We start from the raw sequence: 15,028 nt of genomic DNA on the forward strand, positions 1-15,028 counted from the left end.
TGCACGTTTTGTGCGAAACTGGGAGCGCAGCGACCCGCACAAAATGTGCATAGCGTTGGGCGTCCCGCGGAGGCCCGAAGGGCCGGAGCTTACTGCTTGCGCTTGTTAAGTTTTGGGTGTACCTGGGACTCATCATACTGCCTGTTGAAGCAATCCTGAAACTGGCTGTACTCAATCCCCTCTGTTTTAAGAAGCTCCATCATTGAACACTGTGTATATAGAGTGGCAGCCTTCTCAATCTCATTTGCTGATGATTTGCTTGATAGATTAGAAAGCTCGTTTTCAACACAAGATTTAGAGCTTCTTACCACGTAATCTATACACTGCTTAGACTCAAACTCAATTCCTGGCTTTATACATGCCAAGAAATTTTTATTTCCTTCGCAGAAGTAACTTGCAGATTTCTCAGTTACTACATTTATCTCTACTGCCGTAGAGGTTAAGGGAATTGCTATCATGAGAATCAGTATATTTACGAACTTCATATTTACCTCGTGGAAACTTAACGCCGCAATCAGTCGCGGCTTACTTTGTGCGCTTTTTGCACGAAAATGGGAGCGCAGCGACCGTGCAAAAAGTGCACAAAGTAAGCCGTCGGCTGCATTGCTTTGTTAGCACTGACGCTGCCTATTTTCTTTGTTTAAGTCTTTGATGCCCGGAGCATTAGCCACAAGCTTTTTTCCTAAAGCATTGGGTAATCCGATGAATAGGGTTGCACTACTATCCCAGCATACAATTTCAAACTGGGAATCTTGAAGCTGTTTTTCTGGCTCCCCTTCCCAGAACTCGGGATTTCCATCTGCAAATGGTTTGTCTGTGGTAAATGGCTCAGTTCCTTTTGGAAATGCTGAAAGTACAGACCAAACAAACTGATAGTCAAATTCTTTAAGCTTTGCGGTTAGCTCTTCACCAAGCACCCATGAGGGATCATCCAGCTCTGGCCAAGCTCCTTCTATATCGGAGATATGCCAATCATAATTTTTTAGATCGATTTCAAGCCAACGAGCCACATCAGTCATGCTCGTATAGAAATCAACTTCCGATGTGTTTTCCTGTATGTAGTTCATGGTTCGTTTTGAGTGCTAACGCCCAGCGCAGGCGCAGCCAGCGCGGAGCGCATTTTGTGTTAATGTTTGAGCGCCAGCGAGTAACACAAAAGGTGCGTAGCGTTGACTGTCGCTCTGCCGCTGTTTGTTAAGCACGGTGACGGTACTCCACCTTGGTCCCCACAATGTGGTCATGGGCGCATCGCTTATCTTTTCTAAAAATTAACAACTTATTGATTAAGTCCAATGGGGAAAGGATTGCAAAAATTATTTTTACCACTGGCCGATATAGGATTAGTGTATTGAACTTGGGGATTTCTCCCTCTGAATCTCTGATTGAAATTCCGACTAATTTTTTTCCAATCGTTTGGCCATAATCGATCAAAAGATAGCCGTTAAGAACTAAAAATACTAAATAGCTATAAATTAACGCAAAGACAGGGTATAGAATTGGGTTGCTCTCTGCATATTGTGGTCCGAAAAAAATTGCAACAGGAATAAATGAGAGCGCAATAATGGTTCCATCAATAATTGCCGCCAGCAATCGTTCACCTCTACCCGCAACTCCAACTTTTGGAACAGGAATCTCTTCTGGGTGGGATAACTTTCTTTGATTTATACAATCTAGAATGAATTTGGCTCTGTCGGGGTAAGACTTTTTATTTACACCAAAGTACGCTTCATTCAGTTCTTGCAAATTGTAACTTTTAAAATCTGGACAATTGTTCATTGCTACCTACTAATTATTGCTTAACGCCGAGCTCTGGGGCAGCCTGCTTTATGCGGCTTTTATGCGAAAATGCGAGCGTAGCGAGCCGCATAAAAGGTGCATAAAGTAGGCTGTCCCTCAGCAGCGAATTGTTAGTTGCTGGCTACCTGAACTGTGCTTCGTAGGCAGCAACATGTGCAGGAAACAATTGATTGTATACCGAGCTATCTATGCCGAGAACATTGACATATATGGATAACTCGCCCATATCTTTGGAGTAATCTTCAATCCCTATACCGCCGCTCGGCTCGAGAGTTACCCCAGATTCTGAAATCACAGTTAACTTCAGCTCCGAAATTCTTTGGAAATCTTGGGTACAGAAGAGCTCTTGATATTTAAAGTAGTGTTCATTGGGGATTAACTCACCGAAAGCTACCCCCATCGGAGGATCTCCATTCTCCAAAAGAGTTTCTCCTAATAATTCATTTCTTGCGAATAGCTTAAATTTCATGTGCAACTAACGCCCGCAACAGGGGCGACCAATGCTATGCACATTTTGTGCGAAATTGGGAGCGCAGCGACCCGCACAAAATGTGCATAGCGTTGGGCGTCCCGCGGAGGCCCGAAGGGCCGGAGCATCCTGCTTGCGTTTGTTAAGCATTTACTAGGTGCCAGGGTCGATAGCAGTTATGTTTTCAGCACTTTTTAGAATTTTTTCCAGCTGCTTTGAATCTAAGCCTTTTGCGTGAATCACTTTTTTGTCTTTTGTTTGGATGATAATTTCACGGCTATTTTTAACCTTTAAGAACGCAATTATGACAGATGCCAACGATACCCACATGGACGCGTTTACGATTACATCGATTGCTCCCGAGGACGCCATAACTGCGCCAGAGCGATTCTCTGTAATTCTGTATTTGACATTATTCTCGTTGAGCAGAGTAAGGATTGGACCAAAGCTCTTTTTGAATACATTTATTGGCACACATTCAATGGTTTCCATCAGTACTCTCCTTCAGATGCTTAACGCCGCAATCAGCCGCGGCTTACTTTGTGTGCTTTTTGCACGATAATGGGAGCGCAGCGACCGTGCAAAAGGTGCACAAAGTAAGACGTCGGCTGCATTGCTTGGTTATGCCGGACCAGGGCTACTGAGGTCCACCGGATAACCCGAGAGTATTTCAACATACTCGCTCTCTGCGCCTAATTTTACGAAAATTGAAATGCGAGCCTCTTTTACACCCGGACCCGGCTTTTCAAACTTGCTGCTTATATTTAGATCAAAGTTTCTAGAATGAGGATTTCTTTCAAGATAGCTCTTAAACAACGCGTAATCCCGCAAGCCTTGATCGGACAACTTTAATTCATAGATATTAGTATTTCCGATTTTCTCTTTTTCCTCATAAATTAGAGGAAACGAGAAAGCTCCATCTGGAAACGATAATTCAAGGCTGTTACCTATTTCAGACAACTCAAGTCCACCATCAACCTTAGCCCGAGCTTTAATTTCCACAGCATCGACATAGCGCAACTCTTCAATACTAAAGGAACGATACTCCAAAATTGTAGACAGGGGAACGTGTGCGCACGCTCCCAGAAATACAGTGATTGCCGCAACCAATATAATTTTTTTCATAACTCTCTTGGCATAACGCCGCGCTCAGCCGCAGCTTACTTTGGGCGCTTTGTTGCGCGAAAATAGGAGCGTAGCGACTGCGCAACAAAGTGCCCAAAGTAAGATGTCGGTTGCAGCGCCTGGTTATGGCTGACGCGCTCCGAGGTACCTACGGGCACCGAATGCGCCGAAGCTCCTTAAAATGAGGAAAGAACTTCCAGCTTCCCCCAACCAATTATTCTCTTACTGGCACTCCACGTTACTGCAGCGGAGTTGCCGCGGTTCCTACGGACTTAAACGAAAGCACTAGGAACGAAACTGCTTGATTTTATCATGACAAATAGCCAAATACTGCGAGCCAAAGCAGTGCTCATAATTACACGCTGGTACAGACAACCATTTTTACGGGCCGGCACCATAACGCCGCGCTCAGGGGCGGCTTACGCTGTGCGCATTTTGCGCGAAAATGGGAGCGTAGCGACCGCGCAAAAGGTGCACAGCGTAAGACGTCCCCTGCAGCGCTTTGTTAGCGCGATGACGCAATGACAAACTTCGCTACATGTGCGAACTGGCCGCAACCACTTAACCCAACCGAATTACGCAGCGGGCCCAGCTTGGAATGCAAGCTTTCCGCAACCGCCGCACCGAACCTGGCAATGACTCTCAGAGCCGCTTCCAGAAAATGCTTTTAGAATCTATACCACCGAATTCTAAACGAACACATTTTGTACCAGCGTTTCAGCGATTTTACTTTGAAGCGCTGAACTTTCTGATCATTGCCGACCGCTCATTTTCTTTTTTAAAAGCGGCGACACTCATAAAAAACGCTAACGCCGCAATCAGCCGCGGCCAAGTTTGGGCGCTTTTTGCGCAATAATGGGAGCGCAGCGACCGCGCAAAAAGTGCGCAAAGTTGGCCGTCGGCTGCATTGCCTGGTTAACAAGCTTCCTCAAGCTGCGGACTTTCAGAACCCCACTGATAGATCTTTTTACCATTGTCTAGCGTCATATAAAATGGTGGAAATACTACGAAGCTTAGCATGAATATGTAGAAATGATTGCCATCGAATATCTGAGAAGCTAATACCAAACCGATTCCGATTAATGCGGCCGATAAACATAGACGGATTAAAAAATTTGCAACAATGATGCATGGATACTTAGACACGGCTAATGCGATATCTCTATCTTCTATAGTGGATAGTATTTCCACAGCTTTGTGAGAGAAGTTCCATGCAGCTATCCCCATTCCCATGTATAACACAAGTAAAAACGCCCTCAGAGACTCGACCGTATTAAACTCGAGGTTGAGTATTGGCAATTGGGGGAGTTTTTCAGGGTCAGCTGTACCAGATAGGTAGTAGAAAACTCCGGAAATTATTAATCCAGTAAAAACGGCTCTCTGACAGAGCTTCAATGATTCCCTGAAATTCAAAATTTTTATTTCTACTAACGGAGTCAATTCTGCGATCCTGATTGTTAACGCCGCTAAGCACGCGCGGCTGCGAAATGGAGGCGAAGCCGCAATGTAGTAGACGTCGCCGTGACTGGCATGGTTAGGGCTTTTCAGCATCTAATATTTCTCATGGGTTGCCAGCGATGCTATATGCCTCACTTCATTTGCATTGCTCTTGATACGGCGAGCTTCTGACTCAAATGTTTCGATGTTGGACACACCATTTTCCTCACCAAGCTTAGTGACAGCAATGACTATGCGGAATAGCACCCACGCTGCATCAATTGCTAGATCGACGATATTTTCTTCAATCTGAGCATCACCTGCCTCTCGATTCCTGACCTCGCCATCCCACCGAGGATTGCGAATAAACATTGCGGTACCTCCAAGTGGAACAAGGTATCCATGAAACAACGAGTGACGATAACTCATAAGGTCTTTTGCTGCCCCGGCCGCAACGGCGAGCACTTCATTTGCTTTCGCGCTAAGATCCTCGCTTCCGCTGGAGAGAACACCCACCCATTTATAAGCCGACGTTTTGTCTGTTGAAGGCCTATTGCCTGCAACCTGCTCCTTTTCAAGCGCCCATACAGCACGCTCCAGATGAGATTCAAACATTCCCCATGCTACAGCGAATACACCAATTTTGTGCTGTATCTCAACAGGAATGCCAAGCTCCTGAATTTTCACGCTAACCAGTAGGGCGTTACGTGTATGCTTCGGTAGTTCCATTGGCCCTCCTGGTGCCCTAACATTTATATCGTGATGATGCCTATATATAGGCACAATATCTATATATAGGAATAAATGTCTATATCTAGCCATTTATTCCTATGTGTAACCATCTAAACTTCAATACTGAAATCAACATCTTGGCACTCGTCCACCAGTCCCTCCTTGATCCTGTGTCCAAGTCCCAGCCCAACAGCTATCGCTCTCGTGGTTATCCAGGACCGTGTACCAGGGCTGTATCTGGCACCGGCAGATTTCAGCAATTGTTGATATTCCAGCTCTCGCATAAATACTTTTACCGCAACCGCGTCGACTCGCCTTCTCGCACTGCGGCTTCTTTCACTACTGCCCGGTGCGGCTTTGGGGCGCTCATCTACGATCAGTTCGACGGTGGTATAAATTTTTGATCCGCAATCGGACTGTCGGTAACGCACTGCGCAGAGTCTTTCCCCGTAGCGCCGTTGATACGCCTTGGATCCCCTGTCGCCAGGTTTTATTGTTTTGGTAACTTCCATTTGCCCTCCATGGCATGAACGCATTATTAGATCCCGAGCTTGTCCCAGATTTCATCTATCCGCTGTGTCACTTCCGGATCCTTGACGATGGGCCGGCCCCATTCACGGGTGGTTTCCCCCTCCCATTTATTGGTGGCATCAAATCCGATTTTTGATCCCAGGCCGGAAACCGGTGAGGCGAAGTCGAGATAGTCGATCGGGGTGTTTTCCACCATCACAGTGTCCCTTGCCGGGTCCATGCGGGTGGTCATGGCCCAGATGACGTCGTTCCAGTCTCTGGCGTTTACATCGTCGTCGGTAACGATCACGAATTTGGTGTACATAAACTGACGCAGGAAGGACCAGACCCCCATCATCACGCGCTTGGCGTGGCCGGCGTACTGCTTCTTCATGGTGACCACCGCCAGCCGGTAGGAGCAGCCTTCTGGCGGCAGGTAGAAGTCGATGATTTCCGGGAACTGCTTGCGTAGGATGGGTACAAAGACTTCGTTCAGTGCCTCCCCCAGTACCGCGGGCTCATCCGGTGGGCGGCCGGTGTAGGTGCTGTGGTAGATGGGGTCTTTGCGGTGGGTGATTTTTTCCACGGTGAATACCGGGAAGCGGTCTACTTCGTTGTAGTAGCCGGTATGGTCGCCGTAGGGGCCTTCGTCAGCCATGTCTTCGGGGTAGATGTAGCCTTCCAGCACATATTCCGCGCTGGCGGGTACCTGCAGGTTGCTCAGTCTGGCTTCGGCCACCTCGGTCTTGCCACCGCGCAGGAGGCCGGCGAAGGCGTATTCGGACAGGGTATCCGGCACTGGGGTGACGGCGCCGAGAATGGTGGCGGGATCGGCGCCGAGGGCGACGGCAACCGGGAAGGGTTCACCGGGGTACTGCTGCTGCCATTCCCGGAAATCCAGCGCGCCGCCGCGGTGGGAGAGCCAGCGCATGATCAGGCGATTCTTGCCGATCAACTGCATACGGTAGATGCCCAGGTTCTGGCGTTTCTTTTCCGGGCCGCGGGTGATTACCAGGGGCCAGGTGACCAGGGGCGCGGCGTCGCCGGGCCAGCAGGTCTGTATGGGCAGTTTGGTGAGGTCCACTTCATCAGCATCCAGCTCCACCTTCTGGCAGTCCGCTTTGCTGACCACTTTGGGGCCCATGTTCATCACCTGTTTGAAGATGGGCAGTTTTTCCCAGGCGTCGCGGATGCCCTCCGGCGGCTGCGGCTCTTTCAGGAAGGCCAGCAGCTCGCCCACTTCGCGCAGCTCGGAGACGGATTCGCGCCCCATGCCGAGGGCAACCCGCTCGGGGGTGCCAAACAGATTGGCCAGTACCGGGGTGTCGTAACCGGTGGGGTTTTCAAACAGGAGCGCGGGGCCGCCGGCGCGCAGTACGCGGTCGGCAATTTCTGTCATTTCCAGGTAGGGGCTGACGGGGTGTTTGATACGCTTCAGGAGGCCGCGCTTTTCCAGTAGCTGGATAAAGTCGCGCAGATCTTTGTATTTCATGCTTTCCCGGTCGGTGACTAATGTGCAGCGGCCAGTGTAAAGCAGACGGAGCGAAATGGGGAATTCGCACTAATGGTGTGCACAGCGAAGGGGAAAGAGCCGTGAGGCAAGCAGGGAAGGTTTTGAGAACAACCCGCAGCGGCTGCTGCGGGTTGTGGAATTCTCAGGCTTGAATGACCAGGCCCGGAATTAATGCTTCGAAGCGGTTGCTTAGAAGCGGGGGCGACGCGGACGGTCTTCGCGCGGACGGGCTTCGTTTACACGAATATTGCGCCCGGACAGCGGCTGGTCATTCATTTCTTCGATTGCCTTACGCGCTTCGTCGTCGTTCGGCATTTCTACGAAACCAAAACCTTTAGAACGGCCAGTTTCCCGGTCGGTGATAACAGTAGCCCGGGAGATTTCACCGAATGCACCAAACGCTTCGTGCAGTTCGTCAGAGGTTACGCCGTAGGCCAGATTTCCGATATAGATATTCACAAAAAAGTCTCACATGAGTTCAGTGGGCTGTCGAGCATTCACAAATGAGTAACCAGCGCCACCACGTTACTCACTTGAGATTGGTCCTTATTCAGCCGGCTTCACAGCCACCTGAGACCAATTCGGTTAGTGTTGAAAGTATGATCAACACTGTAATGATGGCCTTTATATGCCTATCGCGAGGCCATTTCAACTGAATTCGGCGCAATTTCACGCCTTATTCGTCCTATTGCAATTTTTGTTCAGCCCATACAAATAAGGGCCGGCAAATCGTGCCAGCCCTTATCTTGTCAGCGAATTATTTCCGTTTCATGGACAGGAAGAATTCGTCGTTGGTTTTGAAGTCTTTGAGTTTGTCGATCAAAAACTCCGTAGCCGCCATATCTTCCATATCGTGCAACAATTTGCGCAGGATCCACACCCGCTGCAGCTCGCCTTCCGGCATCAGCAGCTCTTCACGGCGGGTGCCCGAGCGGCGCACATTGATCGCGGGGTAGATACGCTTCTCAGCGATCTTGCGATCCAGCTGCAGCTCCATGTTACCGGTACCTTTGAACTCCTCGAAGATGACTTCATCCATCTTCGAACCGGTGTCCACCAGGGCGGTGGCGATAATGGAAAGGCTGCCACCTTCCTCGATATTACGCGCCGCACCGAAGAAGCGTTTCGGGCGCTCCAGGGCGTGGGCATCCACACCACCGGTCAGCACCTTGCCGGAGCTCGGCACGGTGGTGTTGTACGCGCGTGCCAGACGGGTGATGGAGTCCAGCAGGATCACGACGTCTTTCTTGTGTTCTACCAGGCGCTTGGCCTTCTCGATCACCATCTCTGCCACCTGTACGTGACGGGCCGGCGGCTCGTCGAAGGTGGAGGCAACCACTTCACCGCGCACGGAGCGCTGCATTTCGGTCACTTCTTCCGGGCGCTCATCGATCAGCAGTACGATCAGGTGGCACTCCGGATTGTTGCGGGTGATGGCCTGCGCGATGTTCTGCAGCATGATGGTCTTACCCGCCTTGGGCGGCGCAACAATCAGGCCACGCTGGCCTTTGCCGATGGGGGCAACCAGGTCGATGATGCGGCCGATCAGGTCCTCAGACGAGCCGTTGCCACACTCGAGGCCGAGGCGGTCGTTGGGGAACAGCGGGGTGAGGTTTTCAAACAGGATCTTGCTGCGGGCGTTTTCCGGCTTGTCGAAGTTGATCTCGCTGACCTTCAACAGGGCGAAGTAGCGTTCACCTTCTTTGGGGGGGCGGATCTTTCCGGAAATGGTGTCGCCGGTGCGGAGGTTGAAGCGGCGAATCTGACTGGGAGAAACATAAATGTCATCGGGGCCGGCGAGGTAGGAGGAGTCGGCCGAACGTAAAAAACCGAAGCCATCCTGAAGAATCTCCAACACCCCGTCGCCGTAGATGTCTTCACCGCTTTTGGCGTGGCGCTTGAGGATATTGAAAATGATGTCCTGTTTGCGCGAGCGGGCGAGGTTTTCGAGCCCCATGCCTTTGGCAATTTCGATCAGGTCTTCAATGGGTTTGGTTTTTAATTCAGAAAGGTTCATACCAATTGCTTTATTAAGGTTTCTTCTATCAGTTGGCGCGGACGCACCGGAACGTTTAGCGGAGGGAGTTGAAGTATTGATAAGTACAGCCCGTAATGGATTGCCGACGGTTAGACTGACCGCACGCACCTCTTCGAAAACGAAGCATCTCAAAAAAGAGCACTCCCGGAAAACGAAGCACCGCTCGCATTGGCACACATTCACTGCGGCAAAGGTGCCTGGGAGATAGTTCGATTTGAGGAGTTGGCGCGCCGGAATGGCTGTGTCGACAGCGGGGTTGGCGACTTGATTCAGTTCTGAACTGAACAGTTACTTTGATTACTAGGCAGTATAACGGTAGTTCGGCATCCTGCAAGGCTTAATTTGATTTACCCGGCGAATGGTACACCGCGCGGAAGCCGGGAACACCAGTAGTGCCCCCGGCCCACTGGATCAGCCGATCTGGCTGTCGATGAACTCGGTCAACTGGGCGCGGGACAGCGCACCGACCTTGGTGCCTTCCACGTTGCCACCCTTGAACAGCAGCAGAGTCGGAATACCGCGCACATTGTACTTGGCCGGGGACTCCTTGTTGGCGTCTACATCGACCTTGACGATCTTCAGCTGGTCGCCGTAGTGGCCCGCCAGATCTTCCAGTACCGGGGCGATCATCTTGCAGGGGCCGCACCACTGGGCCCAGAAGTCCACCAGTACCGGACCTTCGGCTTTCAGTACTTCGGCTTCAAATTCTGCATCGGTAACGTTGACGATGTTCGCGCTCATAATGGTTTCCTGTCGTTCTGTTGCTTCTGGCCCACAGGCCATGCCGGCAGACATGATAAGTATGGCCAGCTGACCCCGCAAGGCTATTGATTCTCGGGCTTTCGCCATTCCCCCCTTTATGGGGTCAGGCCGGGTACTTTCAAGGGCTTTTGCGCAAGGGCCTTCACGCCGGGCTCTCACGCAAGGGTCCAGGTGGCCGGTATTTACCCCGACACCAGAAAGCGCTGCAGGATTTCGTCCACATAGTCATATCCAAATGGGGTGGTGACAATGCGGGTCTCCAGTGGCGCTACCAGCTCCATCTGCTGTAACCGCTGCCACTCCGCCGCGATCACCGCCAGGGGTAACCCGGTCAGGGATTCAAAGCTCTCCGCCGGCACCCCCGCCTCCAGGCGCAGGGTGTTCATCAGGAACTCCAGTGGCCGGTCCTCCGGCGCGATAGCGGAAGCTTTTGGCAGCGGGAAATCCGACGCGCTATCGGTGGTCGATTCGTCTGCTGCGGCCCCATGCCCCAGAGACAGGTAGTCCCGCGGTGTGCGGGTGCGACGGGTGCGGATGATGCGCCCCTCTTCCGGCAACGTGAACTTGCCATGGGCGCCGGCCCCAATGCCGATATAGTCGGCAAAGGCCCAGTAGTTGAGGTTGTGGCGCGACGCCAGCCCACCACGGGCGTAGGCGGAAACCTCGTAGCGGTCATAGCCGACACTGGCGAGATACGCTCTGCCCGACTGCTGGATTGCGGCGATGGCTTCAGAGCCCGGTGTCACCGGGGGTGCGGAGTAAAATGCGGTATTGGGCTCGATGGTGAGCTGATACCAGGAGATATGCTCGGCCCCCAGTTCCACCGCCCGCGCCAGATCCTTCAGCGCATCGATTTCCGACTGCCCGGGCAGCCCGTGCATCAGGTCCAGGTTGATATTGTCGAAGCCGGCTTTTCTGGCGCTACTGGCGGCTATCTCGGCTTCCGGCCCGGAGTGGATCCGGCCCAGGTTCTGTAGCTGCAGCGGATCGAAGCTCTGCACACCGATGGACAGCCGGTTGACCCCGGCCTCCCGGTAGCCGGCGAACTTGGCCTGCTCGAAGGTGCCCGGATTGGCCTCCAGCGTAATCTCGATATCCGGCTCGAAGCCCACCAGTTTTTCGGCCATCGACAGAATCCTGCCGATGGCACGGGCGGAGAACAGGCTCGGGGTGCCGCCGCCGAAAAAGATCGACCCCAACCTGCGCCCCTGTATCCAGGGCAGCTGGCTGCGGAGATCCCGCTCCAGCTGATCGACGTATTCCACTTCCGGCAGCGAACCGCTGCTGGGCTCGGCACCGGCGGCATGATTGGGTATGTGAGCGCCCGCGGCGACCTGATGAGCGCCCGCGGCGACCTGATGAGAGTTAAAATCACAGTAGGGACATTTGCGCACACACCAGGGAATATGCACATACAGGCTCAGCGGGGGCAGTTTCAGTTCACTGCCTGTCTGGGTCAGATCACGCACCAAGCATCTGCTCCCGCCACAGCTGTTCAAACTTTTCTACCGCCCGGGCGCGGTGGCTGAGGCGGTTTTTCACCTCGCGTTCCAGTTGCGCAGAAGTCATATTCTCGGACTCCACGAAGAACAGCGGATCATAGCCAAAGCCGTGGCTGCCCTCCGGGTGGAGCAGAATCCGACCACGCCAGGCGGCGGTACAGACCAGGGGGGTGGGGTCATCCGCACTGCGCACAAATGCCAGCGCACAATGAAAACTCGCGGTCCGGTCTTTTTCTTCCACACCTTCCAGCGCCGCGAGCAACTTGCGGTTGTTGTCTTCATCACTGGCGCCCGTGCCGGCGTAGCGCGCGGAGTAAATGCCCGGCGCCCCGCCAAGGGCATCGACGGCCAGCCCGGAATCGTCTGCCAGCGCCGGCAGGTTGCTGGCGCGGCTGGCGTGGCGGGCCTTGATCAGCGCATTTTCGATAAAGCTGAGACCGGTTTCTTCCGCTTCCTGATCGATAAAGTCCGACTGCGGATAAACCGCTATCTGCCAACCGGAAAATAGCTGTGAAAATTCTTTCAATTTGCCGGCGTTACCGCTGGCAAGCACGATCTTGTCCATGGGGCTGGGGCTCAGAAATTCGGGAGTGAAAAATAAAAACAGCGAGCATCCGACTTACGGAGGCCCGCCGTGCAATAGACTGCTTGCTTCCGCAAAAATACTGTCAGTTTTTGTGTAGCTGACGGCGGAAGGTCACCTGGTGGTCACTGCCATCAGGCAGTGTCAGGTCGACTTTGAAAGTCAGTGTTTCTTCGTGCTCGAAGCGCAGCGGAGCGAGGTAATACACCGCTTTATTATCGCGGATCTCTTTGAAGTCCAGCTGGCGCGACTGCTGTATCAGGTTGGTGGCGGTACCGGAAACCGCGGCACTGGTACCCTGAATTTCCCCGATCTTGGCAACGGAAATATTGACGAAGGCGCGATCCCGGGCACGAACCAGATTGTATTTGCGTGCGATCTCCGGCGGGATGAAATCACTATTGAACACCGAGTAGGTTACCCGGTAGTCACCAAAGTCCTGATGACTGGTGATGACCTTGGCATCCTGCGCCGCAGCCGCCGCTGCCCACAACAACAGGGCTATGGAAATAAATGCAGCAAACACCTTTTTCACGGCGTCCTCCTTTTATATTGAACCGAGAGCGCGACGGCCTCATTTACGGACGGCGCGTAAAACAACTAATTACAACCATTCTAGCGAGTCAGATGGTAAATCGCCGTTTCTCCGAACAGATTTGGTAAAAAATCTTTGAAAAGTCCGGCTACCGGGGACTCTGATACCACCTGGCGATGGAGTATCTGCCAGTTGTGTTGCTGGCAGAGCACTTCAAAGTCTTTGAAAGTACAAAAGTGAATATTGGGCGTGTCGTACCATTCATAGGGTAATAAGTCGGACACCGGCATACGCCCGGAAACCGCTAGGTGCCAGCGCGCCTTCCATTGCCCGAAATTGGGGAAGGTAATAATGCATTCGCGCCCTACCCGCAGCATCTCCTCCACTACAAGATGCGGGAAACGCAGTGTCTGCAGCGCCTGGGTCATCACCACGGTATCAAAACTGTGGTCGGCAAAATTGCCGAGACCGGTATCCAGGTTCTGCTCCACGACATTCACGCCGCGTTCGACACACTTCTGAATCTGTGCCGGATCGATTTCCAGTCCGTAGCCGGATACCTGCTTTTCCTGCGACAGCCGCTCCAGCAACACGCCGTCGCCACACCCCAGGTCCAGCACCCGGGAGCCGGAGGCAACCCAGTCGTGAATGATATCGAGATCACGACGCAACATCGGTCGCCTCCCTGTCACGGTTCTTTGATGACATTTCTTTGGCCACGTTGTTCATATAGGCGGAAAACACCTGTTCGTAGCGGGCGTTGGGCAGCAGGAAGGCGTCGTGTCCCATGGGGGAATCCACTTCGGCGTAGCTTACCGGTTTGTTTGCGTGGATCAGCGCATCGGCAATTTCCCGCGAGCGTTCCGGCGCAAAACGCCAGTCGGAGGTAAATGACACCAGGAAGAATTTGCACTGTGCGTGTGAGAAGGCCTTTACCGGGTCGTCGTCGTACTCCCGCGCCAGGTCGAAATAATCCAGCGCGCGGGTCATCAGGATATAGGTATTGGGATCGAAGCTGCCGGAGAAACTGTCCCCCTGGTAGCGCAGGTAACTCTGCACCTGAAATTCCACCAGTTCTTCCACACCCTGCTCGAAGGTTCCGGAGCGCAGTTCGCGGCCGAATTTTTTCCCCAGACCGTCATCAGACAAATAGGTGATGTGGCCGATCATGCGCGCTACCGCGAGGCCGTGACGCGGCAGGGTCTCCTGTTCCTGATAACGCCCGTCGCGGAAATCCGGGTCCGAGGTGATCGCCTGACGGGCGGTTTCGTTAAAGGCAATATTCTGCGCGGTCAGCTTCATTGCCGACGCGATCACTACGCAGTGGCGCAGCCGCTGGGGATATTCCAGCGCCCAGCGCATTGCCTGCATACCACCGAGGCTGCCGCCCACCACCGCGGCCCAGGTTTCAATCCCCAGGTGATCGGCAAGCAGCGCCTGGCTGTGCACCCAGTCCCGCGCGCGCAGTGGCGGGAAGTCCGGCCCCCAGGGTTTACCGGTTTCAGGGTTGATGGACGACGGCCCGGTAGAGCCGTGACAACCGCCGAGGTTGTTCACTCCCACCACAAAAAACTTATTAGTGTCGATGGGCTTGCCCGGGCCGATATAGTGATCCCACCAGCCGGGCCGTTTGTCTGTCGCGCTGTGGTAACCGGCAACATGGTGGTGGCCGGAGAGTGCATGGCAGATCAGTATCGCGTTGCTCTTGTCCTCGTTCAGGGTGCCGTAGGTTTCGTACACCAGCTTGAAGCCGTCCAGCACCCGGCCACAGGCCAGCTTGAAGGGCCCATCGAAGGCGTAACTCTGCGGTTTAACGATGCCCACAGAGTTGGCCGGCAGCGAAGCCGGTTTGGGGGAATCTGAAGGTTGCGCTTCCTTGGTCAAAATCTTTCGCGTGTCGTTGGTTGGCGGGGCGCCAAGTTTACGAAAGGTAAGCATGGGAAGATAGAGGGAGGGAAAGACGGAGGGCAGGCTGCCCGAGTACAAGGGTGAAAGTCCGGGTAGAAGGGTAAAAGTCCGGGGCGG

The 15,028-nt window shown here is 53.0% G+C and carries 19 protein-coding genes; 1 reads left to right on the forward strand and 18 read right to left on the reverse strand.

The genetic code is table 11. The features are described from left to right. Positions 1-89: 89 nt before the first annotated feature. From LPW13_RS14935 to LPW13_RS14960, 6 genes are all read right to left on the reverse strand, one after another. A complete protein-coding gene (locus LPW13_RS14935; protein ID WP_230436596.1) occupies positions 90-485 on the reverse strand; it encodes a hypothetical protein in 396 nt (131 codons plus the stop codon). A 126-nt stretch (positions 486-611) separates the two neighbouring features. Beyond that, on the reverse strand, positions 612-1,067 hold the full coding sequence (locus LPW13_RS14940; RefSeq protein WP_230435008.1) for a hypothetical protein: 456 nt from the start codon (positions 1,065-1,067) through the stop codon (positions 612-614). 127 nt (positions 1,068-1,194) lie between these two features. Then, positions 1,195-1,743, reverse strand: a complete 549-nt coding sequence (locus LPW13_RS14945; RefSeq protein WP_230436598.1) for an RDD family protein — start codon at positions 1,741-1,743, stop codon at positions 1,195-1,197. Positions 1,744-1,918: 175 nt separating this feature from the next. Beyond that, complete coding sequence (locus tag LPW13_RS14950; RefSeq protein ID WP_230436600.1) at positions 1,919-2,266, reverse strand: hypothetical protein; 348 nt, start codon at positions 2,264-2,266, stop codon at positions 1,919-1,921. Between the two features lie 153 nt (positions 2,267-2,419). Continuing rightward, positions 2,420-2,758 (reverse strand): hypothetical protein, encoded by a 339-nt coding sequence (locus LPW13_RS14955; protein ID WP_230434994.1) that lies wholly within the window; start codon positions 2,756-2,758, stop codon positions 2,420-2,422. Positions 2,759-2,887: 129 nt separating this feature from the next. Then, positions 2,888-3,391 (reverse strand): hypothetical protein, encoded by a 504-nt coding sequence (locus tag LPW13_RS14960; protein WP_230436602.1) that lies wholly within the window; start codon positions 3,389-3,391, stop codon positions 2,888-2,890. Positions 3,392-3,989: 598 nt separating this feature from the next. Between LPW13_RS14960 and LPW13_RS14965 the strand changes: the two genes are divergently transcribed. Beyond that, positions 3,990-4,247, forward strand: coding sequence for a hypothetical protein (locus LPW13_RS14965; protein ID WP_230436604.1), 258 nt, complete (start codon positions 3,990-3,992; stop codon positions 4,245-4,247). A 59-nt stretch (positions 4,248-4,306) separates the two neighbouring features. On the opposite strand, the gene LPW13_RS14970 is transcribed toward LPW13_RS14965, so the two are convergent. The 12 genes from LPW13_RS14970 to metX form a co-directional block, all read right to left on the reverse strand. Next, complete coding sequence (locus tag LPW13_RS14970; protein WP_230436606.1) at positions 4,307-4,831, reverse strand: hypothetical protein; 525 nt, start codon at positions 4,829-4,831, stop codon at positions 4,307-4,309. 111 nt (positions 4,832-4,942) lie between these two features. After that, positions 4,943-5,557: a hypothetical protein gene (locus tag LPW13_RS14975; protein ID WP_230436608.1), complete on the reverse strand. Its 615-nt coding sequence runs from the start codon at positions 5,555-5,557 to the stop codon at positions 4,943-4,945. A gap of 113 nt (positions 5,558-5,670) precedes the next feature. After that, a complete protein-coding gene (locus LPW13_RS14980; RefSeq protein ID WP_230436610.1) occupies positions 5,671-6,072 on the reverse strand; it encodes a hypothetical protein in 402 nt (133 codons plus the stop codon). Between the two features lie 26 nt (positions 6,073-6,098). Further along, positions 6,099-7,562 carry a 4-hydroxy-3-polyprenylbenzoate decarboxylase gene (ubiD, locus tag LPW13_RS14985; RefSeq protein ID WP_230436612.1) on the reverse strand — a complete coding sequence of 488 codons (1,464 nt, stop codon included), beginning with the start codon at positions 7,560-7,562 and terminating at the stop codon, positions 6,099-6,101. A 210-nt stretch (positions 7,563-7,772) separates the two neighbouring features. Then, positions 7,773-8,042, reverse strand: coding sequence for an RNA recognition motif domain-containing protein (locus tag LPW13_RS14990; RefSeq protein WP_230436614.1), 270 nt, complete (start codon positions 8,040-8,042; stop codon positions 7,773-7,775). Between the two features lie 298 nt (positions 8,043-8,340). After that, positions 8,341-9,600, reverse strand: coding sequence for a transcription termination factor Rho (gene rho, locus LPW13_RS14995; RefSeq protein ID WP_230436615.1), 1,260 nt, complete (start codon positions 9,598-9,600; stop codon positions 8,341-8,343). Between the two features lie 432 nt (positions 9,601-10,032). Then, positions 10,033-10,362, reverse strand: coding sequence for a thioredoxin TrxA (gene trxA / locus LPW13_RS15000; protein ID WP_230436617.1), 330 nt, complete (start codon positions 10,360-10,362; stop codon positions 10,033-10,035). A 203-nt stretch (positions 10,363-10,565) separates the two neighbouring features. Then, positions 10,566-11,843 carry a radical SAM family heme chaperone HemW gene (hemW, locus tag LPW13_RS15005; protein WP_230439208.1) on the reverse strand — a complete coding sequence of 426 codons (1,278 nt, stop codon included), beginning with the start codon at positions 11,841-11,843 and terminating at the stop codon, positions 10,566-10,568. Position 11,844: 1 nt separating this feature from the next. Continuing rightward, positions 11,845-12,450 carry an RdgB/HAM1 family non-canonical purine NTP pyrophosphatase gene (gene rdgB, locus LPW13_RS15010; protein WP_230436618.1) on the reverse strand — a complete coding sequence of 202 codons (606 nt, stop codon included), beginning with the start codon at positions 12,448-12,450 and terminating at the stop codon, positions 11,845-11,847. 103 nt (positions 12,451-12,553) lie between these two features. Further along, entirely contained in the window at positions 12,554-13,003 is a 450-nt protein-coding gene (locus LPW13_RS15015; RefSeq protein WP_230436620.1) for a DUF4426 domain-containing protein, read from the reverse strand. Positions 13,004-13,083: 80 nt separating this feature from the next. Then, positions 13,084-13,674 carry a methionine biosynthesis protein MetW gene (metW, locus tag LPW13_RS15020; protein ID WP_230439209.1) on the reverse strand — a complete coding sequence of 197 codons (591 nt, stop codon included), beginning with the start codon at positions 13,672-13,674 and terminating at the stop codon, positions 13,084-13,086. Then, positions 13,664-14,887 (reverse strand): homoserine O-succinyltransferase MetX, encoded by a 1,224-nt coding sequence (gene metX / locus LPW13_RS15025; RefSeq protein WP_230436622.1) that lies wholly within the window; start codon positions 14,885-14,887, stop codon positions 13,664-13,666. The genes metW and metX overlap by 11 nt, the downstream gene beginning before the upstream one ends. Between the last annotated feature and the right edge of the window lie 141 nt (positions 14,888-15,028).

It is taken from the genome of Microbulbifer celer, assembly GCF_020991125.1.
GTDB classification, from domain to species: domain Bacteria; phylum Pseudomonadota; class Gammaproteobacteria; order Pseudomonadales; family Cellvibrionaceae; genus Microbulbifer; species Microbulbifer celer.